Raw genomic sequence first — 23,062 nt, forward strand, 5'->3', positions numbered from 1 at the left:
GGGGCTAATCCAGCAACCGATGCAGCTTGGCGTACTGCAACAGCATGATGGTCTTGCCATCGCATATTTCCCCGCTCTGGATCATGCCCAAAGCTTGATCCAGAGACATCTCCAGCACCTCGATCTCCTCGCCCTCGGCTTCCAGCCCGCCGCCTTCGTGCCGCTTGTCCTCGTCGAAGTACTCGCCGACAAAAAAGTGCACACGTTCGGTCACAGAGCCCGGGCTCATGAAGGCTTCGAACACCTTGCGCACGTCCTGGATGATATAGCCGGTTTCTTCCTGGGTTTCCTTGCGGATACAGGTATGCGGATCATCGTTATCCAGCAGGCCGGCGCAGGTTTCGATCAACAGATCATCATGCCCGTTGACGAAGGCCGGGAAGCGGAATTGCCGGGTCAAGACCACGGTCTGCTTGGCCTTGCTGTAAAGCAGGATGGTGGCGCCGTTGCCGCGGTCATACGTCTCGCGCGTCAGCTCACGCCACTGACCGTTGCGGCCGAGGTAGTCGTAGGTGGTTTTGCGCAGCACGTACCAGTTGTCCGAGAGCACTTCGACGTTCTTGATGCGTACGCGATCTTTAATGCTGATTGCCTGTGTCATTAACCCACTCCATTCGAACCCCAATCGCTGACCTGGACGAAGAGCCGACAGGTGTCCGCGCCTTGAACAATCGTTCAGAACACTGATGCGCCTTTGGACTTGGCCAGATAACGCCCCGGTGAATCTCCAAAGTTGCGCCGAAATACCGATGTAAATGCGCTGGGACTGCTATAGCCCAGATCAATAGCCACTTCGGTGATAGAGAGACCATTGCAAAGTCTGGCCGTTGCTTCAAGCAGACAGACTTGCTGTCGCCAGCAGACAAAGCTCATGCCGGTTGCTTCTCGAAAATTTCGCGTGAACGTTCGCCGGCTCATGTTCGACCAACTGGCCATCTCACTGATGGAAATATTCTGCGAAGGGCCATCAAGGAAGCGATGGCACGAAAGAGCCAGTCGAGGTTCTGAAGGCAACGGCGCACTCAATGGAAGCTGCGCCATGGCGCCTATTTCATCCACCAGCAGCGTCTGCACGCACTGGCTTCGGATATTGGGCGGCTGTTTCGGGTCGATGGCCAACGCCGCTTCCAACAAATGCCTGAGCAATGGAGATACGTCGTAAGCCTGGCAACGCCCGGGCAAACCAGCGCGGCTGGTGGCGGCCTCATCCAGGTAAGTGTTGATCATGATCACTTCGCCGCGCATGTGCATTTCGTGCGGCACGCCTGCGGGAACCCAAAGCGCTCTTTGAGGCGGGACAACCCAATTCCCCATATCGGTGAACATCTTCAACGCGCCCGTCGAGGCGTAGGCAAACTGACCACGACGGTGCGTGTGCCGCGCAAAAACAGTACCCGAAGAATACTGACGCAGGTTCACGACAGCGTCGGGGCTGGCGTATTCATAGGGTTCCAGTGTTTGGCTGACTAACATGGCCCGTTTTTAACAAAAGTAGGCCTGCTTTAGCAAGCAGGCCAAATTTTTGAGCCATAGAATCAGTTCCGAAAATGGGCAATTCGAATGACGGTTATCAGGTGGAATGCGGTATACCGCCTGACATAAGGCTAGGGACATGCAGAAAAAACATTTGGTTCTGGCGATACTCGTTACCCTGGTGTGGGGCGTGAACTTTCCAATCACCAAGCTGGGGTTACGCTCGATCGATCCCTTTGTGTTAACCGCAATACGCTTCGCTCTCGCCGCCATACCCTGGGTGTTCTTCATAAAGCGCCCCGCCATCAAGTTCAGCTACGTCGCCGCCTACGGCTTCATTTTCGGGCTGGGTATGTGGGGCGTGATCAATTATGGAATTCAGGTCGGCGTCAGCCCCGGTATTGCTTCGCTGATCATCCAGCTCAGCGTGTTCTTCACCATGGGTTGGGGGGCGCTACTGTTTAAAGAGAAGCTTCGCGGTGCGCAGATTATCGGTGCACTGCTGGCGTTGGTGGGGTTGGCAGGTATCATTTTTACCCAGCAAGGGGAGCACGCGATACTTGGCGTTCTATTGATTGTGCTCAGTGCAGTCGCCTGGAGCGTCGGCAACGTGATAATCAAGAAATCCGGCGTTAAAGAGATTTTTTCATTCATGGTCTGGGCCAGTCTGTTTCCCCCCATCCCACTCTTCTTCATCGCCTGGCTGATGCATGGCGTCGCGCCCTTTCAGCACCTGCACAGCAGTCTCGACTTGACGGCTGGGCTATCGATTATTTTCCAGGTCTATCTGGCCACACACTTCGCCTATTGGGGATGGAACTCCCTGTTGAAGCTTTATCCCGTTTCAACAGTGGCGCCGCTGTCGTTGCTAATACCGGTATTCGGCATCGGCAGTTCGATGCTGATTATCGGTGAACACATCTCGACACCGAACTTGATCTCGATGGCGATCATCATTACGGGATTGGCCGTCGGTCTCTATCGTAAGTCCCCAGGGCCAATCAATACCGCACCCAGGGCGCAGTTACGCCCTGAGTGAGCGGGTCTATTCAGGCGCAGCCTTGATCCTGTAACAGACGATGTACAGCGCAGGCAGAAAAAACAGCGTCAGCACAGTGGCCATCGCAATGCCGCCAATCATCGCGTAGGCCATCGGCCCCCAAAACACTTCCCGGGCAATCGGGATCATGCCCAGGCTTGCCGCTGCGGCGGTCAGTAAAATGGGCCGACACCGGTGCTCGGTCGCCTTGACCACCGCCGTCCAGGCTTGCTCCCCTGCGGCCATGAATTCGTCGATTTGCGTCACCAGAATCACCGAGTTACGGATGATGATGCCGATCAGCGCCAGCACGCCCAGCAAGGCAACAAAGCCCATCGGATAACCGGTCAACAACAGCGCGGCCACCACACCAATGAAACCCAGCGGGACCACGCTGACCACCAGCAAGAGCTTTTTCACGCTGTGCAACTGAATCATCAGAAAGCTCGCCATAAGCAGCAACATCAGCGGCACCACTTTCAGGATCGGCCCTTGTGAACGCGCACTGGCTTCAACGGCGCCGCCGGTGGCAACCGCATAACGCAGCGGTAATCCGGCACTGAACGCTTCGACTTGCGGGCTTAACTGCTTGACCAACGCTGCCGGCTGCAACTGACCAATGACACTGGCCTTCAAGGTGATGGTCGGCAGCCGGTTGCGACGCCAGACCAGCGGCTGTTCTTGCTCATAGCTGAGCGAGGCGAAGGCCCGCAACGGCACACTGGTGCCGCCCGGAATCGGAATTTGCAGGCTGTCCAACGCCTGCAACGAGCTGCGCTCCTGAACTTCGGCGCGCGCCACCAGATCGATCAGGTAGGTGTCATCGCGAACCTGGGTAATGCTCGTGCCCGATACCAGGCTGTTGAGAATCTGCGCCACGTCTTCGGATGACAGCCCGAACTGGCGAACCTTGTCCTGGGCAATATCAATCTTCAAGACCTTGCCAGGCTCGTTCCAGTCGTAGATCACCTGACCGATATTGGGATTGCCATCCAGGATCGCGGCCAGCGCCATGGCCTGGCTGCGCACCTGTTCGATGTCCGGACCGCTGATGCGGTATTGCACCGGCCAGCCAACCGGCGGCCCCATGTTCAATGGCTGCACATAGCCGCCAATCCCGACGAAATCATCGCGAAAGCGTTCGCGAAGGCGCCTGATCAATTGATCGCGGCCTGCACCGCCTCGGCTGACGATGACCAATTGGCCATAAAACGGATTGCTCAGTTGCTGATCCAGCGGCAGATAAAAGCGCACCGCGCCCTTGCCAACGTAAGAGCTCCAGCGCAGCACGTCCGGATCATCCTTGAGCGTGGCTTCAAAACGATCCATGACCTGGCGCGTGCCGTCGATGGAGCCGTTCTGTGGCATATAAATGTCGACCAACACTTCCGGGCGATCCGAGTCTGGAAAGAACTGGTTTTGCAGCAGTTTAGCCGCCAGCAAAGACCCGACGAAGATCAACGCAGTAATGCCAATTACCCACCAGCGGTGTCTGAGTGCCCGCAACAGCAAACGACGGAACAGCAACATCCAGGCACTGGTCACGTGTTGGTGCGCCGAGGGTGGCTTGAGCATGTGAACGCCAATCAGCGGCGCAAACAACACCGCCACCAGCCAGGACAGCAGCAACGCCACAGCAATCACGGCAAACATGGTGAAGACATATTCGCCAGCCGAGCTGGAATTCAGGCCAATGGGCACAAAGCCAGCCACCGTGACCAGGGTGCCGGTCAGCATCGGGAATGCCGTCGAGGTATAGGCAAAGGTTGCAGCCTGCTGCAAGGAGTCGCCACCTTCGAGCCGGGTGACCATCATTTCCACGGTGATCATCGCGTCGTCCACCAACAGACCCAAGGCAATAATCAACGCGCCGAGGGAAATACGCTGCATGGTGATGCCGCTGTACTCCATGAACACGAACACCAGCGCCAGAACCAACGGGATCGAGCAGGCCACCACCAGCCCGGCGCGCACCCCGAGACTGATGAAACTCACCACCAGCACGATCAGAATCGCTTCAAACAAGGCTCGGGTAAAACCGCCGATGGCTTTTTCGACCACGTCGGCCTGACTGGACACCAACTGCACGTCGATGCCCAATGGCAACTCGGTGGTCAGTTCATTGATCCGCTGCTGCAAGCGCGTACCGAAGTCCTGGATGTTGCCGCCTTGCTTCATTGCCACCGCCAGGCCAATCGCTGGCTGGCCGTTGAAACGGAACAGCGAACCGGGCGGATCGGCATAACGACGCTCGACCGTCGCCAGATCACTGAGCCGAAAGAAGCGCTCACCCAAGCGCAGATTGACCGTTTGCAAGTCGCGCTCATCGTTGAACTGGCCGCTGATGCGCAGCGCAATCCGCTCCGGCCCCGCTTCGATCACCCCGGCGGGCGTCACGGCATTCTGGGCTTGCAGGCTTTCGATGACCTGACGCTGATCGATGCCCAGCGCCGCCAGTTTGCGCATGGAAAAATTCAGGTAGATCACCTCACGCTGCGCGCCCAGCAACTCGACCTTGCCCAGGTTCGGCACACTGCGGATGTCCGCCCGGACCTGCTCGACATAGTCGCGTAACTGGCGCATCGAAAGGCCATCGGCGGTAAACGCATAAATGCTGCCGAACACATCGCCAAACTCATCGTTGAAAGCCGGCCCCTGGACACCGCTGGGTAAATCGGCGCGAATATCGGAGATTTTCTTGCGCACCTCATACCAGGCTTGCGGGATATCTGCGCTGCGGGTTTCACTCTTGAGGAACACGAACAGCGTCGACTCACCGGCCAGCGTATAACTCTTCACATAGTCCAGCGCGTCGATCTCTTCAAGCTTCTTTTCCAGGCGATCGGTGACTTGCTGCAAGGTCTGCGGCAAGGTCGCGCCGGGCCACCGAGCCTGAATCACCATGGTCTTGATGGCAAACGAAGGATCTTCTTCGCGGCCCAGATTCATGAAAGACCCACTGCCCATCAACAAAGCGACGAACATCATGTACCAGACCAGCGTGCGATGCCTGAGCCCCCAGGCAGAAAGGTTGAAGCGCTCCCTCACAGACTGACCTCAGGTTGCAGGCGAACTCTCTGCCCCGTTTTCAGGCCATTGACCCCGGCGATCACCACTTTTTCACCACCCTGTAATTGCCCACTCACCCGCACCAACGTCCCGTGGCGCGCCAAAACCTGCACCGCACGCTCGCTCACGGTCGAGGTCTGCGGATCGATCACCCACACCTGCAGCCGCCCGTCACGCTCGAACACCGCGCTGCCGGGAAGCTCGCGAAACGAGGCCGTGGCGCTGCTGACCTCAACGTTGACCGTCGAACCGATGCGAAAGCTTTCAAGCAGCGGCGATAAGCTCAGGCGCACGCGGCGGGTGCGGGTTGTCGCGTCTACCTGCGGCGATAATTGGCGTACCTGGGCCATCACGAATGACTGACCGTCGAGTGCGTCAAACACTTTGATCTGCAGGTTGGCATCCAGCGTGGCCGCCAGCTCTACCGGCAAATCCACCACCGCCTCGCGGCTTTGCGGGCGAGCAAGGCTGACCACCGCGTGCCCTGCGGCGACTACCTGGCCGACTTCAGCTTGCCAATCGGTCACCACACCTTCGAACTCGGCCAACAGGCGGGTGTAGGAAAGTTGGTCATTGGCTTGCTGCAGCGCAAGACGTGCCTGACCAAGCATCACCTCCTGAACTCGCATGTCACTGCTGATCTGATCCAGCTGCGCCTGGGCACCGACACCCCGCTCGATCAACTGCCGATAACGCTGCTGCTCATCGCGTAACTGTTTCCACGAGGCTAAAGCCCTGTTCAACTCTGCCTCACGGGTATGCACTTGATACCGTTGATCGCTGGGTTCGAGCGTCGCCAGCAGTTCACCCTGACGAACCCACTGACCGGTCTCGGCCTGCCGGGTTGCGACTCGCCCCGCGACACGAAAGCTCAAGGCGGCCTCGTCGCGTGGTTCAATGCTGCCGGCAAAACGCCCGCGCAAATCCTGCCGAGTGCCGGTGATTTCGGTGAACAGCACCGGTCGCTCGCGCACTTCGGGAAGCGGTTTGTCACGACAGCCCGAAGGTAGCATCAACAGCATGCAAAACAGCCCAAGCCGAGCCCGCACGCTCATGGTTTCGGCACTGTCGCCAGTGCAACGGCGCTCGTCTGGGACGTGCGTTCGGCGACCGCAACCGCTTGTCCCGGATGCAAGAACTGCAGGCCTTTGGAAACCACCAGGTCACCATCGGACAACCCGGATGCAATCAGCACCTGCCCCTGTTCATAGCGCAGCACCTGAACCCGCGCCAGCCTGACCCGAGCCTGATCATCCAGCAACCAGACGGCTGGCTGCCCTTGCACACGAGTCAGTGCCGACCAAGGCAAGGTGAATGCTTTACGGGCTTGCAAATCGAGCTGCGCACTGACCACCGTGCCAAGCGCAAGGGTCGAGGCCGACTCTGGCAGCGTTACCCGCACCAGTTGCGTGCCGCTGATGGACGACACGATGGGCGTGACCTCACGAATCTTGCCGGGCAACTCAATGTCTGGAGTGCTCAGGGTACGCACCTGGACCAGGCGTCCTAACGGGTCGGCGTCGAGCAACGCTTCATAGGCGGCGAAAACCGCTTCACGCTGTCCGTCATGGGCCACGCTGAACACCGGTGTGGACGCCTGCACCACCTGGCCTTCCTCGGCATGCCGCGCCGTAATAACGCCGTCGGCCACTGCGAGCAGTTCGGTATAACCCAGTCGGTCGCGAGCGCTGGCCTGTTGCGCCTTGAGCGCGGTCAAATCACCGAGAGCACTCTGCAGTGCCGCGTGCGCCTTTTGGTGCTCGCTGAGATTGGTGTAGCCCTTGGGCAGCAGGATTTGCTGGCGTTGATAGTTGGCCTGCGCCAGCGACAACCGTGACTCGCGCGCTGCCACTTCGGCGTTGGCCGACTCCAGTTCGGTTTGCTGCTCACGCGGATCCAGCCTGGCGAGCACTTGCCCGGCCCGCACGTGATCGCCCACGTCAACCTGGCGCGCAACCAACTTGCCTGACACCCGGAAGGCCTGATCGGTGACCTTACGCGCCCGGATATCGCCCGTCAGCACCACCTGGGTCATCACCTCGGCCGACATCACTTGCTGCACCGCGACGCGCACCAAGGCTTTTTCCGCAGATTTATCGGCAGAGCATGCGCTGAGCAGCAAAAGGCTGCACCACAGCGTCAGCCGGGAGCCACAAACAGCCGACAGCGATTTACCAGAATAGTCATGACGAGAATTCCACTGCCCCATCAAATCAGCTCCAAGCCATCGCCTCGGCATCCCGTTTGACTACCTCTTCCTGCGTGCCCAAAAACGCCAGCACGTTTTTCTTCGAGTTCAGCCACGCGGCCTTGCTCTCCAGATCAAGGAAATGCCCGGTATCCGGAACAACATTAAAACTGCTGTGGGTGATGTAAGCGGCGAAACTGCGGGCATCTTCAACGGTGGTGTACTCATCTTTCTCACCGTTGACGAACAGCACAGGAATCTTGATCGAGGAGAAACGGTCCACATAGTTACTGGCATTAAGCTTGCGGATCTGGTTGATATGGAAATCAATCTGACCATATTCATGTTCCGCCAGACTAATCAAATGCTTGTAGTTGTACAGTTTGAACAGTCGAGGCAAGTACTTGCCGACGGTATCGTTGAGCAACGCGCCAATCTTGCGCTTCTCGCGCGTGGCCAGATACAGCTGGGCCTTGTCGATGTAGTCGAGCATCGGCCCGTTGAGCACCGGCGAAAAAGAGCTGACGACCGCCCTCTCCACGGACGCAGGCGACTCGGACAACGCCAGCAACGCTGAGACACCGCCCCACGACACTGATAATAAGTAATTGATTTTAAACAAATTAATTAGATGAAGGAGGATTCTTACCTCATCCTCCTTGCTGATAATCGTCTCGCCCGGGTTGTGTGGACGCGACTGGCCCGAAAACGGCAGATCAAACAGCACCAGGTTGTAGTGCGGTTGTAGATATTTAACGGTCTGCCCAAAAGAACGGGTTGTCGACAGCGCACCGTTGACCAGTAGAACGGTCTTGGCGGTGTTACTTTTCCAGTAAGTTTCGGTGTAAATCTTGAACTCGGCGACCTCTAAAACCTGCGTTTTCGCTCCCATGACAGCCTCCTAGCTAACTTAATAACAATAAGATTATTACTGCGCCTCTGCTTTGGCAGCCGTGCCTTAAGCCTCGCCGAGTGAGTGGCGAAATCCGTTGAGTTTTATTATTTATTTTTGGGTAGGCAGCGATAAACCTGTATCGCGTTAACTATTCTTATCTCAAGGTGATGAAAAAAACGACATCTATTTGGCGTCATGGTTTTGACAAAATGGCTTGTTCGGCTATTTTTGCGTAAAAAACCGCGAAACGTCTTGAGAAACGTTCTTAACAACATCGCGGAAAAAACCCGAAACACTCGGGTTCTTCCGCGAAATTTGCCCAACCAGGAGAAAGGCTGAATCGAATCAGCATAGAAACTTTTTGATACAAAGTAGCCGGGAACTTTTCTGAATCCAGGTTCCAGATATGCGAACAAGGGCACATTAGACGCTTGACGTCTTTGCGGTCGATGGTCTAGCTGAGCAAGAGGCATGCATTGGGTAGCACGCCATCAAGCGGCTGGCTGCGGGTGAGTAACGGGGAGACTAGAGGGGAGCTGTGCTGCTGAACCCTGATCGGGAGCAGCAGCACCAACCTTGAAAAACGCCTAACTCACTCCACTGTCACGGACTTCGCCAGGTTACGCGGCTGGTCGACATCGGTGCCCTTGAGCACGGCGACGTAGTACGACAGCAGTTGCAGCGGGATGGTGTAGAGAATCGGCGACAGGATGTCGTGGATGTGCGGCATATGGACTACGTGAGTACCTTCGCCATTGGTCATTCCGGCCTGTTCGTCGGCAAAGACAATCAACTGGCCGCCACGGGCGCGTACTTCCTGCAGGTTGGACTTGAGCTTTTCCAGCAGTTCGTTGTTCGGCGCCACGGTGACCACCGGCATATCGTTGTCCACCAGGGCCAGCGGGCCGTGCTTGAGCTCACCGGCCGGATAGGCTTCGGCGTGGATGTAGGAAATCTCCTTGAGCTTCAAGGCGCCCTCCATCGCTACCGGGAATTGCGCGCCACGGCCCAGGAACAGGGTGTGGTTTTTCTCGGCGAACAGTTCGGCGATTTTTTCCACCGTGCTGTCCATCGCCAAGGCCTCACCCAAACGGGTCGGCAGGCGACGCAGCTCTTCCACCAGTTTTGCCTCGACGCCCTCACCCAGCGTACCGCGCACCTGGCCCAACGACAGGGTCAACAACAACAGACCCACCAACTGCGTGGTGAAGGCCTTGGTCGAAGCCACACCGATCTCACGGCCAGCCTGGGTCAGCAGGGTCAGGTCGGATTCACGCACCAGCGAGCTGATGCCAACGTTGCAGATCGCCAGGCTGGCGAGGAAACCCAACTCTTTGGCATTACGCAGCGCTGCCAGGGTGTCGGCGGTTTCGCCAGACTGGGAAATGGTGACGAACAGGGTGTCGGGTTGTACCACCACTTTGCGGTAGCGGAACTCGCTGGCCACTTCGACCTGGCACGGAATGCCGGCCAGTTCTTCGAGCCAATAACGAGCCACCATCCCCGCGTGATAACTGGTGCCGCAGGCGACGATCTGTACGTTGCGAACCTTGGCGAACAGCTCGGCTGCCTGTGGACCGAACGCTTGGACCAACACCTGGCTCTGGCTCATGCGCCCTTCCAGGGTACGTTGCACCACGGCCGGTTGTTCGTGGATTTCCTTGAGCATGAAGTGACGGAACTCGCCCTTGTCGGCGGCTTCGGCCCCGTCGCGGTACTGGACGGTTTCGCGCACCACAGATTTGCCATTGATGTCCCAGATTTGCACGCTGTCGCGGCGAATTTCGGCGATATCGCCTTCTTCCAGGTACGCGAAGCGGTCGGTGACCTGGCGCAGCGCCAACTGGTCGGAAGCCAGGAAGTTTTCCCCAAGGCCCAAGCCAATCACCAACGGGCTACCGCTGCGGGCCGCCACCAGGCGGTCCGGTTGTTTCGCGCTGATCACCGCCAGGCCATAGGCGCCATGCAGTTCCTTGACGGTCGCCTTGAGGGCCCCGGTCAGGTCCGACAGTTCCTTGAGCTTGTGATTGAGCAGATGCGCGATGACTTCGGTGTCGGTTTCCGAGGTGAACACATAACCAAGCGCCGTAAGTTGTTCACGCAAGGCTTCGTGGTTTTCGATGATGCCGTTGTGCACCACCGCCAGGTCGCCGGAGAAGTGTGGATGGGCGTTACGCTCGCACGGCGCACCGTGGGTAGCCCAGCGGGTGTGGGCAATGCCCAGGCGACCGATCAGCGGTTCGGCGTCCAGCGCCTGTTCCAGTTCACTGACCTTGCCCGGGCGACGCATGCGTTCAAGCTTTTCATTGTGGGTAAAGACCGCCACGCCGGCGCTGTCATAGCCGCGATATTCCAGGCGCTTGAGGCCTTCGAGCAAGATTGCAGTGATGTTGCGTTCAGCAACCGCGCCGACAATTCCACACATGCTATTTCTCCTGGCTGACAGACGCGCAGATCAAATTGATGCCGCGGGCCTGAATCTGATCGCGGGCCTCTACGGGCAGGCGATCATCGGTAATGAGGGTATGGACGCTGCTCCACGGCAGTTCCAGATTGGGGATTTTTCGGCCGATCTTGTCAGCCTCCACCATCACGACCACTTCGCGGGCGACCTCAGCCATTACACGGCTCAGGCCCAGCAGTTCGTTGAAGGTGGTGGTACCACGGACCAGATCGATGCCGTCGGCACCGATAAACAACTGGTCGAAATCGTAGGAACGCAGGACCTGTTCGGCAACCTGGCCCTGGAACGACTCGGAATGAGGGTCCCACGTGCCACCGGTCATCAACAGCACCGGCTCATGTTCCAGTTCACTCAGGGCGTTGGCCACATGCAGGGAATTGGTCATCACCACCAGCCCCGGCTGCAAACCGAGTTGGGGAATCATGGCGGCGGTGGTGCTGCCGCTGTCGATGATGATTCGCGCATGCTCGCGGATCCGCTTCACCGCAGCCCCAGCAATGGCTTGTTTGTATTTGGAGACGGCTTGCCCATTATCGACCACCAACTCCTGCGGCATCGAGACCGCGCCACCGTAACGACGCAGCAGCAGGCCATTACTTTCCAGGGCGGCGAGATCCTTGCGAATCGTAACTTCCGAGGTTTCGAAACGCTTGGCCAGCGCGTCCACACTGACCTCGCCCTGCTCCTGTAGCAAGGCAAGGATGTTGTGACGACGTTGTGGTGTATTACGCTTCGACATAGCGGTATAAGTTTCGATTCGAAAGATAACGTAAGCAATCAAAACCTATTGAAGCCATATCGTCAAGTCGAGAGAAGAAAAATTCAGAAATCCACAGGCGCCCCTGTGGATAACTCAACTCTTCTTGATCTTCTCCGGTCGCTTCCAGCCGTCGATATTGCGCTGACGCGCTCGAGCCACAGCCAGTTGGGACTTATCCACATTCTGATTAATGGTTGAACCTGCTGCCGTGTTTGAACCATCACCGATGGTCACCGGTGCAACCAGCGAGTTGTTGGAGCCGATGAACACGTCTTCACCGATGGTCGTCTGATACTTATTGGCGCCGTCGTAGTTGCAGGTGATGGTCCCCGCGCCAATGTTGGTACGGGCTCCGATTTCAGCGTCACCCAGGTAGGTCAGATGACCGGCCTTGGCACCCTCGCCCATGCGAGCGTTTTTGAGCTCGACGAAGTTACCCACATGGGCGCGGGCTTCCAGCACGGTACCGGGACGCAGGCGGGCAAACGGTCCGGCGTCGCTGCCTTCGCCCATTACCGCACCTTCGAGGTGACTGTTGGCCTTGATGACCACACCCTTGCGCAGGGTGCTGTCCTTGATCACGCAGTTCGGGCCGATGACCACGTCATCTTCGATAACGACCTTGCCTTCGAGGATGACATTGATGTCGATGACCACGTCGCGGCCCACGCTGACTTCACCCCGCACGTCGAAACGGGCAGGATCGCGTAGGGTCACGCCTTGGGCCATCAGGCGCCGAGCGGCGCGCAATTGATAGTGGCGCTCCAGTTCAGCCAGTTGCCGGCGATCGTTGGCACCTTGCACTTCCATTGCGTCCAGTGGCTGCTCGGTGGCGACCACCAACCCGTCATTGACCGCCATGGCAATCACATCGGTGAGGTAGTACTCACCTTGGGCGTTGTTGTTCGACAAGCGGCTCATCCAGTCATCCAGGTGCTCAGCCGGCACGGCAAGAATCCCGGTGTTGCCCTCGGTGATGGCGCGCTGGGCTTCGTTGGCGTCCTTTTGCTCAACGATGGCGCTCACCTGGCCGTCGGCGCTGCGTACGATGCGGCCATAACCGGTGGGATCATCCAACTCGACGGTCAACAGCCCCAGCTGCTGCGGTGCGACATGCTTGAGCAGGCGCTGCAAGGTGTCGACTTCAATCAGCGGCACGTCACCGTAGAGAATCAGCACCGTATCGGCGCTAATGAACGGCACGGCCTGGGCCACCGCATGGCCGGTCCCCAGTTGTTTATCCTGCAGGACGAAATTCAGGTCATCGGCTGCCAAACGCTCACGTACCGCTTCGGCGCCGTGGCCGATCACCACGTGAATGCGCTGTGGATCGAGCTGGCGGGCGCTGTGGATAACATGGCCAAGCATGGAATTGCCGGCGATCGGGTGCAATACCTTCGGCAGCGCCGAACGCATGCGAGTGCCTTGACCCGCCGCGAGGATAACGATTTCAAGAGACATGACTGGCTACCAATCCTGGGTGGTCAGCGGCTGCGACCAGATGATGAATGTCGGAAAAAGAAAAAAGGGTAGCCGAGGCTACCCTTTTTAATCAATCACACAGAAAGCAGACGGCTTAGCCGCCGAACTTCTTGCGGATCTGCTGGACGGTGCGCAGCTGGGCTGCGGCCTCGGCCAGACGTGCAGCAGCAGAACCGTAGTCGAAGTCTGCGCCTTTTTCGTTCAGGGCCTTCTCGGCAGCCTTGACGGCTTCCTGAGCGGAGGCTTCGTCCAGGTCGGCAGCACGTTGCACGGTGTCGGCAAGGACCTTGACCATGTTCGGCTGAACCTCGAGGAAACCACCGGAGATGTAATACACCTCGGCTTCCCCGCCCTGCTTGATCAAGCGGATCGGACCTGGTTTCAGATTAGTGATCAGCGGTGCGTGACCCAGAGCGATACCAAGATCACCCAGCTCACCATGCGCAATCACCATCTCGACCAGGCCGGAGAAGATTTCCCCTTCCGCACTGACGATATCGCAATGGACTGTCATAGCCATCTGATTGCCTCAACCTAAATTAGCGCCCGTTGCCGGGCGCCGGGATTACAGTTTCTTGGCTTTCTCGATCGCTTCTTCGATGCCGCCGACCATGTAGAACGCTTGTTCTGGCAGGTGGTCGTAGTCACCGTTGAGGATGCCTTTGAAGCCAGCAATGGTGTCTTTCAGGGAAACGTATTTACCCGAAGCACCGGTGAAGACTTCAGCCACGAAGAACGGCTGCGACAAGAAGCGCTGGATCTTACGAGCGCGGGATACCAACTGCTTGTCGGCTTCCGACAGTTCGTCCATACCCAGGATCGCAATGATGTCCTTCAGCTCTTTGTAGCGCTGCAGCACGTACTGAACGCCGCGAGCGGTGTCGTAGTGCTCCTGGCCGATCACGTTCGGGTCCAGCTGACGCGAAGTCGAGTCCAGTGGGTCTACCGCTGGGTAAATACCCAGGGAAGCGATGTCACGGGACAGAACGACGGTGGCGTCCAAGTGGGCGAAGGTGGTCGCTGGCGACGGGTCGGTCAAGTCGTCCGCCGGTACGTATACCGCCTGGATCGAGGTGATCGAACCTTCCTTGGTCGAAGTGATGCGCTCTTGCAGCACGCCCATCTCTTCAGCCAGGGTCGGCTGGTAACCTACTGCCGAAGGCATACGGCCCAGCAGTGCGGATACTTCAGTACCGGCCAGGGTGTAACGGTAGATGTTGTCGACGAACAGCAGAACGTCGTTACCTTCGTCACGGAACTTCTCGGCCATGGTCAGGCCGGTCAGGGCTACGCGCAGACGGTTTCCCGGCGGCTCGTTCATCTGACCGTAAACCAGTGCCACTTTGTCCAGAACGTTGGAATCCTTCATCTCGTGGTAGAAGTCGTTACCCTCACGAGTACGCTCACCCACACCGGCGAACACGGAATAACCGCTGTGCTCGATGGCGATGTTACGGATCAGTTCCATCATGTTTACGGTCTTGCCTACACCGGCACCACCGAACAGACCGACTTTACCGCCCTTGGCGAACGGGCAAACCAGGTCGATAACCTTGATGCCGGTTTCCAGCAGGTCGTTGCCGCCTGCCTGTTCAGCGAAGGATGGCGCAGGACGGTGAATGCCCCAGCGCTCTTCGGTATCGATCGGGCCAGCTTCGTCGATCGGGTTGCCCAGTACGTCCATGATCCGGCCCAGGGTCGCTTTACCGACCGGTACGGAGATGGCAGCGCCAGTGTCCAGAACACCCAGACCGCGCTTCAAGCCCTCGGTGGAACCCATTGCAATGGTACGAACCACGCCGTCGCCCAGCTGCTGCTGAACTTCCAGAGTGGTGCCTGCATCGCTTTGTACTTTCAAAGCGTTGTAGATGCTCGGTACGCTGTCGCGTGGAAATTCCACGTCGATAACGGCGCCGATGATTTGAACGATACGTCCGCTACTCATAGCTGGATCCTCTGAATATTTGAACCGTTAAACCGCGGCAGCGCCGCCGACGATTTCCGAGATCTCTTGGGTGATCGCAGCCTGACGCGCCTTGTTGTAGATCAGCTGCAAATCGCTGATCAAATCACCGGCGTTGTCGGTAGCGTTCTTCATCGCGATCATCCGCGCCGCTTGTTCAGCTGCGTTGTTCTCGACCACCGCCTGGTACACCTGCGACTCCACGTAGCGGACCATCAAGCCGTCAAGCAGCTCCTTGGCATCCGGTTCGTAGAGATAGTCCCAGTGGTGCTTGAGTTCCTGTTCCGGGGTCGCCACCAGTGGGATCAATTGCTCCACGGTTGGCTGTTGAGTCATGGTGTTGATGAACTTGTTGGATACCACGGACAGGCGGTCGATCCGGCCTTCCAGGTAAGCATCCAGCATCACCTTGACGCTGCCGATCAGATCATTGATCGACGGCTCTTCACCCAGGTGGCTGATAGCAGCGACGACGTTACCGCCGAAGTTGCGGAAGAAAGCCGCACCCTTGCTACCAATCACGCACAGATCGATCTCGACGCCTTGTTCGCGGTTTACCGCCATGTCCTTGACCAGGGCCTTGAACAGGTTGGTGTTCAAGCCACCGCACAGACCACGGTCACTGCTCACCACAACGTAACCGACGCGCTTGATGGCGCGTTCGATCATGAACGGGTGGCGATATTCCGGGTTAGCGTTGGCCAAATGACCAATCACCTGGCGGATGCGCTCCGCATAAGGACGGCTAGCAGCCATGCGCATTTGTGCCTTGCGCATTTTGCTGACCGCCACTTTTTCCATGGCGCTGGTAATCTTTTGCGTGCTTTTGATGCTCGCAATCTTACTGCGAATCTCTTTTGCGCCTGCCATGTAACACCTATCAGGTTAGCAAGCGGGAGCCTTGCGACTCCCGCTGCGGCTTACCAGGTTTGGGTGGCCTTGAACTTCTCGATACCGGCTTTCATGCCAGCGTCGATTTCGTCATTGAAGTCACCCTTCACGTTGATCTTGGCCATCAAATCGGCGTGATCGCGGTTGAAGTAAGCAATCAGCGCTTGTTCAAAGCTGCCGACCTTGGCGATTTCGACGTCAGTCAGGAACCCACGTTCAGCGGCATACAGCGACAACGCCATGTCAGCGATCGACATCGGGGCGTATTGCTTCTGCTTCATCAGCTCGGTAACGCGCTGACCATGCTCAAGTTGCTTACGGGTCGCTTCGTCCAGGTCAGACGCGAATTGGGCGAATGCCGCCAGTTCACGGTACTGAGCCAGAGCGGTACGGATACCACCGGAGAGCTTCTTGATGATCTTGGTCTGAGCGGCACCACCCACACGGGATACCGAAACACCGGCGTTAACAGCAGGACGGATCCCGGAGTTAAACATGGCCGATTCCAGGAAGATCTGACCGTCGGTGATGGAAATCACGTTGGTCGGAACGAACGCGGAAACGTCGCCAGCCTGGGTTTCGATGATCGGCAGTGCGGTCAGGGAACCGGTTTTGCCGGTCACTGCGCCGTTGGTGAACTTCTCAACGTACTCTTCGGAGACGCGGGATGCACGCTCCAGCAGACGGGAGTGGAGATAGAACACGTCGCCTGGGTAAGCTTCACGGCCTGGTGGACGGCGCAGCAGCAGGGAAATCTGGCGGTAGGCCACTGCTTGCTTGGACAGATCGTCATAAACGATCAGTGCGTCTTCACCGCGGTCGCGGAAGTATTCGCCCATGGTGCAACCGGAGTACGGTGCCAGGAACTGCAGCGCAGGAGATTCCGAAGCACTGGCAGCCACGATAATCGTGTTGGCCAGGGCGCCGTTTTCTTCCAGCTTGCGAACCACGTTGGCGATGGTCGATTGTTTCTGACCAATTGCCACGTAGACGCAGAAAATGCCGCTGTTTTTCTGGTTGATGATCGCGTCGATCGCCAGAGCGGTTTTACCGATCTGACGGTCACCGATGATCAGCTCACGCTGGCCACGGCCGACAGGGATCATGGCATCGACAGCCTTGTAGCCAGTCTGTACAGGCTGGTCTACCGACTTACGCCAGATCACGCCTGGAGCAACTTTCTCGACCGCGTCGGTCTCGGTGTTGTTCAGCGGACCTTTGCCGTCAACAGGGTTACCCAGTGCGTCGACTACGCGACCCAGCAGTTCCTTACCAACTGGAACCTCGAGGATGCGGCCGGTGCACTTGGCGCTCATGCCTTCGGCCAGCGACTGGTAGGCGCCCAATACAACGGCACCTACAGAGTCTTGCTCCAGGTTGAGGGCCATACCGTAGACGCCGCCCGGAAACTCGATCATCTCGCCGTACATGACGTCGGCCAGACCGTGAATCCGCACGATGCCGTCAGATACGCTGACGACAGTGCCTTCGTTACGGGCTTGGGAGGTCACATCGAGCTTGTCGATGCGGCCCTTGATAATTTCACTTATTTCGGAAGGATTGAGTTGCTGCATTGCTCTGCTGCCCCTTCAAACTCAAGATTTCAATGCTTCGGCAAGTTTCGCGAGTTTGCCGCGAATCGAGCCATCGATAACCAGGTCGCCGGCGCGGATTACAACGCCCCCTATAAGGGACTTGTCTTCCTCGACTTGCAGGCGCACTTCCCGGTTGAGTCGTGCACTGAGAACCTTGGCGAGTTTGTCTTGCTGTTCTTGGTTCAATGCAAAAGCACTGGTCACTTCCACGTCTACCGATTTCTCTTGCTCGGCCTTGTACAGGTCGAAAAGAGCGGCGATCTCCGGCAGAAGCGGGAGACGGTCGTTTTCGGCAACGACGTGAATGAAATTCTGTGCCTTGGCATCGAACTTGTCGCCGCACACGTCAATGAACGTGGCGGCCTTTTCTGCGCTCGTCAGTCGCGGGGCCTTGAGCACGCGCTGCATGGTGTCATCTTTCGACACCGCTGCTGCCAGGCCGAGCATGGCTGACCAATTGGCCAGTTGCTGGTGGGCCTGAGCGTGCTCGAAGGCCGCCTTAGCGTAAGGTCGGGCCAACGTGGTCAGTTCTGCCATGATCGCCCTCGCTTAGATTTCAGCAGCCAGTCGGTTAACCAGCTCTGCGTGCGCGTTTTGATCGATTGTGGCACCCAGGATCTTCGAAGCACCGCCAACGGCCAGGCTACCCACTTGGGCACGCAGCGCGTCTTTGACACTGTTCAGTTCCTGTTCGATCTCGGCTTGAGCTTGAGCCTTCACACGGTCAGCTTCGACGCGAGCCTGTTCACGGGCTTCGTCGACAATCTGGGTACCGCGTTTCTTGGCTTGCTCGATGATTTCAGCTGCCTGAGCTTTCGCTTCGCGCAGTTGCTGACCCACTTTTTCATGGGCCAACTCCAGGTCGCGAGCTGCACGGCTGGCAGCGTCCAGACCATCAGCGATCTTCTTTTGACGTTCGTGCAATGCCGCAATGACCGGAGGCCATACGAACTTCATGCAGAACAGTACAAAAATCAGGAACGCAACGGACTGGCCAATCAGGGTCGCATTAATGTTCACGCCAACACCTCGCAGTTACGTTGTCCATCACACCAATCTACTCGAAACATCCGAGTAATTAGCCAGCGATTTGACCAACGAACGGGTTCGCAAAGGTGAAGAACAGAGCGATACCAACACCGATCATGGTGACGGCGTCGAGCAGACCGGCAACGATGAACATTTTAACTTGCAGCATTGGAACCATTTCTGGCTGACGCGCAGCGCCTTCCAGGAATTTGCCGCCCAGCAGGCCGAAACCAATTGCGGTACCCAGTGCGCCCAGGCCGATCAACAGTGCAACAGCGATAGCGGTTAGACCAACTACAGTTTCCATCTTTCCTCCCGACTTTTACGTCGTATGGTTTAGGTTTTTTAGATTAAAGCGGTAAAACAAATCGTTTCTACGCCCTGGTCGGGCCCCTTCCCGTTTGACCGGGAAGGACATCAGACTAGTCGAGACTGGCCTTAATGGTTTTCTTCGTGCGCCATCGACAGGTAGACGATGGTCAGCATCATGAAGATGAACGCCTGCAGGGTGATGATCAGGATGTGGAATACAGCCCACGCCCACTGCAGAACTACACCCAGGCCGCTGAGCCAGAGCAGGCCGCTGCCGAACATCACTGCGATCAGGATGAACACCAGCTCGCCGGCATACATGTTGCCGAACAGCCGCAGGGCCAGAGAAATTGGTTTGGCGATCAGGGTCACGAATTCCAGCAGGAAGTTCACCGGGATCAGCAGAGCCTGAACCAGGATGTTCTTGCTGCCGAACGGGTGCAGGGTCAGTTCGCCGATGAAGCCGCCGATGCCCTTGACCTTGATGCTATAGAAAATGATCAGCGCGAAAACCGAGAGCGCCATGCCCAGGGTCGCGTTCGGGTCGGTAGTCGACACGGCGCGGAACGGGATGTGGTGGTCACCGGAGATCAGGATGGCCAGTTGAGGAATCCAGTCGACCGGTATCAGGTCGACGGCATTCATCAGGAACACCCAGACGAAGATGGTCAGTGCCAGCGGTGCGATCACCGGGCTTCGGCCATGGAAGCTGTCTTTCACGCTGCCATCGACGAATTCGACCAGTACTTCAACGAAGTTCTGCAGTGCACCAGGCTGACCGGAAGTCGCCTTCTTTGCCGCCATGCGGAAAAGAAGAACGAAGATCAGACCCAACGCAACCGACCAGCCGAGGGTATCGACGTGGAAAGCCCAGAAGCCCATTTCTTTGGCTTCTGCTGCGGTGTGAGCAAAGCCCCAGCCGCCGTTGGGTAGCTGACCGAAGGTCAGGTTCTGCAAGTGGTGCTGGATATAGCCCGAAGCGGTTGTCTCTGCCATGGTTGCCTCAAACGCCCTAAGGTCTCGAAAGTCTTGTTCTCATTAGCAGGGGAGCGAACCAGCTAACCAGTTGGGTCAGCACGAAGACGCTGAATACAGCCAGCGGCGCCAGTGGCTTCACACCTGCGAACGTCAATGCAAACAGCACTGCCGTCAAAATCAGTTTCCCCGCCTCGCCGGCATAAAAAGACCGGACGATGGCTTGGGCTGCTCGGGCGCCGGAAAACCGAAATGCCCTGTGAGCGAAATAAATATTGGGAAGCAAGGCTATCAGGCCTCCGCAAAGCCCCGAGTATCCGGCGACGACTCCTTTCCATTGCCAGAGCGCCAATGTGGCGATCAGTACAACGACGAACTGAGCCATCAGTACCGGGAAAACAGCCAGGCGATGAAACGGCAAGCGGTTTGGCGTGCGTGTTTCCATCGCTTTTGCTCTCCAGTGGTCGGCTGCCTAAATTCAATAACTTGGCATAATTTGTGCCGACAAAATGCGCGCAGAGTATAGGGGCGGTTCTGCCCCTATTCAACTGTCAGGTAGTGATTTCCGACTGCGCGCTACAAGCGCAATTGTTTCAGCGGATGTGCGCAAGGACACCTTGCAGCTCATCGAGAGAGTTATAACCGATCACCAATTGCCCCTTGCCCTTCTTCCCGTGGCGAATCTGCACCGCAGAGCCTAGCCGCTCGGCCAGGCGTTGTTCCAGGCGAGCGATATCCGGATCGGGTTTGGGAGCTTCGACAGGTGCCGGTTTACCGCTCAGCCACTGACGCACCAGCGCCTCGGTTTGGCGCACGGTGAGACCGCGTGCGACAACGTGTCGCGCCCCTTCAACCTGTTGATTTTCCGGCAAACCGAGCAATGCCCGGGCATGACCCATTTCCAGATCGCCATGGGACAGCATGGTCTTGATCACTTCCGGCAACGCAATCAGCCGCAACAGGTTGGCCACGGTCACGCGGGACTTGCCCACCGCCTCGGCAACCTGTTGCTGAGTCAGCTGGAACTCCTGCTGCAAACGTTGCAGGGCCACCGCTTCTTCGATTGGGTTGAGGTCTTCGCGCTGGATGTTCTCGATCAGCGCCATGGCGATGGCGGTTTCATCCGGCACATCGCGGACCATCGCCGGAATGGTTTCCTGGCCGGCCTGCTGGCTCGCGCGCCAGCGGCGTTCGCCGGCGATGATCTCAAAACGCCCGTTGGCGATCGGACGTACCACGATCGGCTGCATCACGCCCTGGCTCTTGATCGACTGGGCCAGTTCTTCCAGCGCCTGCGGGTCCATGTCCCGGCGTGGCTGATATTTGCCACGCTGGATCAGGTCCAGCGGCAGATGTTGCAGCTCGCGCTGATCGACCTGTACGGCCTGCTCTTCCAGCGAGCTGACAGTAGGACCGCTGAGCAGTGCGTCCAGTCCACGTCCGAGACCTCGTTTCTTGACGGCCATGGGGTTTCCTTAAGTTGGCTGGGCTGCAGCGGTGCGTGGGTTACGGCGCTGACGGCGAACCATCTCGCCCGCCAGGGCCAGGTAGGCCAGCGCACCACGCGATTGTTTGTCGTAGGCCAGGGCCGGCATGCCGTAGCTCGGCGCTTCGGCCAAGCGGATGTTACGCGGAATGACCGTGTCGTAGAGCTGCTCACCAAAGTGTTCCTTGAGCTGGGCCGATACGTCATTCATCAGGCTCAGGCGCGGGTCGTACATGGTCCGCAGCAGGCCTTCGACTTTCAGTTGCGGGTTCAGCAGCTCGGCGATGCGCTTGATGTTATCCACAAGGTCGCTCAACCCTTCGAGGGCGAAGTACTCGCACTGCATGGGGATAATGACCCCATCGGCGGCCACCAAAGCGTTGAGCGTCAGCATCGACAGCGACGGCGGGCAGTCAATCAGGATGTAATCGTAGTTTTCACGAATCGGCGCCAACGCGCTGCGCAGACGGCTTTCCTTCATCTGCATTTCCAGCAGAACCACTTCGGCCGCCGTCAGATCACGGTTGGCCGGCAGCAGCTGATAACCGCCGTGTTCAGAGAAGTGCATGGCCTGACCCAGATCGCATTCACCGATCAGTACGTCGTAGATGGAGTTTTCCAGGCCGTGTTTATCCACACCGCTACCCATGGTGGCGTTGCCCTGTGGATCGAGATCGATCAACAGCACCCGACGCTTGGTCGCGACCAGGGATGCTGCGAGGTTGATGCAGGTGGTGGTTTTACCCACACCACCCTTCTGGTTCGCTATCGCGAATACCTTAGCCATTCTTGCTTGTGTTCCCAATCATGCCGTGCGGCGCAGTATCAGCAGATGGCGTTGGCCTTGGCAACCGGGTACGGCCAGGGCGTGTTCGCTATCGAGGTGGAAGTCTGCCGGCAATGCTACCAGCTCATCGGCCGGATGAACGCCCTTCATTGCCAGCCAGCGCGTATCGGCATCACCCAAGTGGCGAGTCCAGTTGCTGAAATTCTCCATGCTGCTGAACGCCCGGGAAATGATCCCGTTGAATGGCTGGGCAGGCTGGAACGCTTCGACGCGGCTGTGGATAACTTGGAGGTTATCCAGTTTGAGTTCGAGTTTGACCTGGGTCAGGAAGCGGGTTTTCTTGCCATTGCTGTCCAGGCAGGTCACTTGCGAGTCCGCAAACAAGATCGCCAGCGGGATTCCGGGCATGCCACCGCCGCTGCCGACATCGAGCCAGCGGCCGTTTTCGATGAAGGACATGACACTGAGGCTGTCGAGCAGATGGCGGGAGACCATTTCATCCGGATCACGTACGGCGGTCAGGTTGTAAGCCTTGTTCCATTTGATCAACAACGCCAGATAACCCAGCAATTGCGCGTGCTGGGCTTCGGTCAGGCTGACGCCTAGCTGACGGGCACCTGTGGATAACTCTTCGGCGTGTTGCGAGGTGACCAT

Annotated in this window: 22 protein-coding genes; 1 reads left to right on the forward strand and 21 read right to left on the reverse strand. The window is 57.9% G+C overall.

The features are described 5' to 3' along the window. Window positions 1-4: 4 nt before the first annotated feature. Together nudK and ACA047_RS29435 are read right to left on the reverse strand one after the other, a co-directional pair. Window positions 5-601 (reverse strand): GDP-mannose pyrophosphatase NudK, encoded by a 597-nt coding sequence (gene nudK, locus ACA047_RS29430; RefSeq protein ID WP_497355486.1) that lies wholly within the window; start codon window positions 599-601, stop codon window positions 5-7. A 74-nt stretch (window positions 602-675) separates the two neighbouring features. Beyond that, window positions 676-1,473, reverse strand: a complete 798-nt coding sequence (locus tag ACA047_RS29435) for an AraC family transcriptional regulator (protein WP_497355488.1) — start codon at window positions 1,471-1,473, stop codon at window positions 676-678. A 139-nt stretch (window positions 1,474-1,612) separates the two neighbouring features. On the opposite strand from ACA047_RS29435, the gene ACA047_RS29440 reads away from it, so the two are divergent. After that, window positions 1,613-2,512 (forward strand): EamA family transporter, encoded by a 900-nt coding sequence (locus ACA047_RS29440; protein ID WP_497355490.1) that lies wholly within the window; start codon window positions 1,613-1,615, stop codon window positions 2,510-2,512. 6 nt (window positions 2,513-2,518) lie between these two features. On the opposite strand, the gene ACA047_RS29445 is transcribed toward ACA047_RS29440, so the two are convergent. The 19 genes from ACA047_RS29445 to rsmG form a co-directional block, all read right to left on the reverse strand. Then, window positions 2,519-5,560, reverse strand: a complete 3,042-nt coding sequence (locus ACA047_RS29445; RefSeq protein ID WP_497355492.1) for an efflux RND transporter permease subunit — start codon at window positions 5,558-5,560, stop codon at window positions 2,519-2,521. After that, window positions 5,557-6,636, reverse strand: coding sequence for an efflux RND transporter periplasmic adaptor subunit (locus tag ACA047_RS29450; RefSeq protein ID WP_497355494.1), 1,080 nt, complete (start codon window positions 6,634-6,636; stop codon window positions 5,557-5,559). Before ACA047_RS29450 ends, ACA047_RS29445 begins: the two co-directional genes overlap by 4 nt. Next, complete coding sequence (locus tag ACA047_RS29455) at window positions 6,633-7,748, reverse strand: efflux RND transporter periplasmic adaptor subunit (RefSeq protein ID WP_497360588.1); 1,116 nt, start codon at window positions 7,746-7,748, stop codon at window positions 6,633-6,635. Before ACA047_RS29455 ends, ACA047_RS29450 begins: the two co-directional genes overlap by 4 nt. Window positions 7,749-7,794: 46 nt before the next feature. Further along, complete coding sequence (locus tag ACA047_RS29460) at window positions 7,795-8,661, reverse strand: alpha/beta fold hydrolase (RefSeq protein WP_497355496.1); 867 nt, start codon at window positions 8,659-8,661, stop codon at window positions 7,795-7,797. A 595-nt stretch (window positions 8,662-9,256) separates the two neighbouring features. Continuing rightward, window positions 9,257-11,089, reverse strand: a complete 1,833-nt coding sequence (gene glmS / locus ACA047_RS29465; protein WP_497355498.1) for a glutamine--fructose-6-phosphate transaminase (isomerizing) — start codon at window positions 11,087-11,089, stop codon at window positions 9,257-9,259. Window position 11,090: 1 nt separating this feature from the next. Continuing rightward, window positions 11,091-11,867: a DeoR/GlpR family DNA-binding transcription regulator gene (locus ACA047_RS29470; protein WP_497355500.1), complete on the reverse strand. Its 777-nt coding sequence runs from the start codon at window positions 11,865-11,867 to the stop codon at window positions 11,091-11,093. A gap of 114 nt (window positions 11,868-11,981) precedes the next feature. Further along, window positions 11,982-13,349, reverse strand: a complete 1,368-nt coding sequence (gene glmU / locus ACA047_RS29475; RefSeq protein WP_497355502.1) for a bifunctional UDP-N-acetylglucosamine diphosphorylase/glucosamine-1-phosphate N-acetyltransferase GlmU — start codon at window positions 13,347-13,349, stop codon at window positions 11,982-11,984. Window positions 13,350-13,464: 115 nt separating this feature from the next. After that, window positions 13,465-13,890 (reverse strand): F0F1 ATP synthase subunit epsilon, encoded by a 426-nt coding sequence (locus tag ACA047_RS29480; RefSeq protein WP_497355504.1) that lies wholly within the window; start codon window positions 13,888-13,890, stop codon window positions 13,465-13,467. Window positions 13,891-13,935: 45 nt separating this feature from the next. Beyond that, window positions 13,936-15,315, reverse strand: a complete 1,380-nt coding sequence (atpD, locus tag ACA047_RS29485; protein ID WP_497355506.1) for a F0F1 ATP synthase subunit beta — start codon at window positions 15,313-15,315, stop codon at window positions 13,936-13,938. Window positions 15,316-15,342: 27 nt separating this feature from the next. Further along, a complete protein-coding gene (gene atpG / locus ACA047_RS29490) occupies window positions 15,343-16,203 on the reverse strand; it encodes a F0F1 ATP synthase subunit gamma (protein WP_092399613.1) in 861 nt (286 codons plus the stop codon). 50 nt (window positions 16,204-16,253) lie between these two features. Beyond that, window positions 16,254-17,798 carry a F0F1 ATP synthase subunit alpha gene (atpA, locus tag ACA047_RS29495; RefSeq protein ID WP_420230943.1) on the reverse strand — a complete coding sequence of 515 codons (1,545 nt, stop codon included), beginning with the start codon at window positions 17,796-17,798 and terminating at the stop codon, window positions 16,254-16,256. A 21-nt stretch (window positions 17,799-17,819) separates the two neighbouring features. Then, window positions 17,820-18,356 (reverse strand): F0F1 ATP synthase subunit delta, encoded by a 537-nt coding sequence (locus tag ACA047_RS29500; protein ID WP_497355509.1) that lies wholly within the window; start codon window positions 18,354-18,356, stop codon window positions 17,820-17,822. A 12-nt stretch (window positions 18,357-18,368) separates the two neighbouring features. Next, the gene (locus ACA047_RS29505) at window positions 18,369-18,839 is read right to left on the reverse strand and encodes a F0F1 ATP synthase subunit B (RefSeq protein ID WP_122567679.1); all 471 of its coding nucleotides are present in this window, start codon (window positions 18,837-18,839) and stop codon (window positions 18,369-18,371) included. Between the two features lie 58 nt (window positions 18,840-18,897). After that, the gene (atpE, locus tag ACA047_RS29510; RefSeq protein ID WP_003097235.1) at window positions 18,898-19,155 is read right to left on the reverse strand and encodes a F0F1 ATP synthase subunit C; all 258 of its coding nucleotides are present in this window, start codon (window positions 19,153-19,155) and stop codon (window positions 18,898-18,900) included. Window positions 19,156-19,286: 131 nt separating this feature from the next. After that, complete coding sequence (gene atpB / locus ACA047_RS29515; protein WP_497355512.1) at window positions 19,287-20,156, reverse strand: F0F1 ATP synthase subunit A; 870 nt, start codon at window positions 20,154-20,156, stop codon at window positions 19,287-19,289. A gap of 16 nt (window positions 20,157-20,172) precedes the next feature. After that, the gene (locus ACA047_RS29520) at window positions 20,173-20,580 is read right to left on the reverse strand and encodes a F0F1 ATP synthase subunit I (RefSeq protein WP_497355514.1); all 408 of its coding nucleotides are present in this window, start codon (window positions 20,578-20,580) and stop codon (window positions 20,173-20,175) included. A gap of 148 nt (window positions 20,581-20,728) precedes the next feature. Next, window positions 20,729-21,601 (reverse strand): ParB/RepB/Spo0J family partition protein, encoded by an 873-nt coding sequence (locus tag ACA047_RS29525; protein WP_497355516.1) that lies wholly within the window; start codon window positions 21,599-21,601, stop codon window positions 20,729-20,731. 9 nt (window positions 21,602-21,610) lie between these two features. After that, entirely contained in the window at window positions 21,611-22,408 is a 798-nt protein-coding gene (locus ACA047_RS29530) for a ParA family protein (protein ID WP_212798266.1), read from the reverse strand. Between the two features lie 18 nt (window positions 22,409-22,426). Next, entirely contained in the window at window positions 22,427-23,062 is a 636-nt protein-coding gene (rsmG, locus tag ACA047_RS29535; RefSeq protein WP_497360590.1) for a 16S rRNA (guanine(527)-N(7))-methyltransferase RsmG, read from the reverse strand.

Source organism: Pseudomonas sp. LBUM1664, assembly GCF_059695895.1.

Excerpts from the sequence above, each read along its gene's own strand:
- nudK (WP_497355486.1), bottom strand. The coding sequence starts at position 601 with ATGACACAGGCAATCAGCATTAAAGATCGCGTACGCATCAAGAACGTC.
- ACA047_RS29435 (WP_497355488.1), bottom strand. The coding sequence starts at position 1,473 with ATGTTAGTCAGCCAAACACTGGAACCCTATGAATACGCCAGCCCCGAC.
- ACA047_RS29440 (WP_497355490.1), top strand. The coding sequence starts at position 1,613 with ATGCAGAAAAAACATTTGGTTCTGGCGATACTCGTTACCCTGGTGTGG.
- ACA047_RS29450 (WP_497355494.1), bottom strand. The coding sequence starts at position 6,636 with ATGAGCGTGCGGGCTCGGCTTGGGCTGTTTTGCATGCTGTTGATGCTA.
- ACA047_RS29460 (WP_497355496.1), bottom strand. The coding sequence starts at position 8,661 with ATGGGAGCGAAAACGCAGGTTTTAGAGGTCGCCGAGTTCAAGATTTAC.
- glmS (WP_497355498.1), bottom strand. The coding sequence starts at position 11,089 with ATGTGTGGAATTGTCGGCGCGGTTGCTGAACGCAACATCACTGCAATC.
- ACA047_RS29470 (WP_497355500.1), bottom strand. The coding sequence starts at position 11,867 with ATGTCGAAGCGTAATACACCACAACGTCGTCACAACATCCTTGCCTTG.
- glmU (WP_497355502.1), bottom strand. The coding sequence starts at position 13,349 with ATGTCTCTTGAAATCGTTATCCTCGCGGCGGGTCAAGGCACTCGCATG.
- ACA047_RS29480 (WP_497355504.1), bottom strand. The coding sequence starts at position 13,890 with ATGGCTATGACAGTCCATTGCGATATCGTCAGTGCGGAAGGGGAAATC.
- atpD (WP_497355506.1), bottom strand. The coding sequence starts at position 15,315 with ATGAGTAGCGGACGTATCGTTCAAATCATCGGCGCCGTTATCGACGTG.
- atpG (WP_092399613.1), bottom strand. The coding sequence starts at position 16,203 with ATGGCAGGCGCAAAAGAGATTCGCAGTAAGATTGCGAGCATCAAAAGC.
- atpA (WP_420230943.1), bottom strand. The coding sequence starts at position 17,798 with ATGCAGCAACTCAATCCTTCCGAAATAAGTGAAATTATCAAGGGCCGC.
- ACA047_RS29500 (WP_497355509.1), bottom strand. The coding sequence starts at position 18,356 with ATGGCAGAACTGACCACGTTGGCCCGACCTTACGCTAAGGCGGCCTTC.
- atpE (WP_003097235.1), bottom strand. The coding sequence starts at position 19,155 with ATGGAAACTGTAGTTGGTCTAACCGCTATCGCTGTTGCACTGTTGATC.
- atpB (WP_497355512.1), bottom strand. The coding sequence starts at position 20,156 with ATGGCAGAGACAACCGCTTCGGGCTATATCCAGCACCACTTGCAGAAC.
- ACA047_RS29520 (WP_497355514.1), bottom strand. The coding sequence starts at position 20,580 with ATGGAAACACGCACGCCAAACCGCTTGCCGTTTCATCGCCTGGCTGTT.
- ACA047_RS29525 (WP_497355516.1), bottom strand. The coding sequence starts at position 21,601 with ATGGCCGTCAAGAAACGAGGTCTCGGACGTGGACTGGACGCACTGCTC.
- ACA047_RS29530 (WP_212798266.1), bottom strand. The coding sequence starts at position 22,408 with ATGGCTAAGGTATTCGCGATAGCGAACCAGAAGGGTGGTGTGGGTAAA.
- rsmG (WP_497360590.1), bottom strand. The coding sequence starts at position 23,062 with ATGGTCACCTCGCAACACGCCGAAGAGTTATCCACAGGTGCCCGTCAG.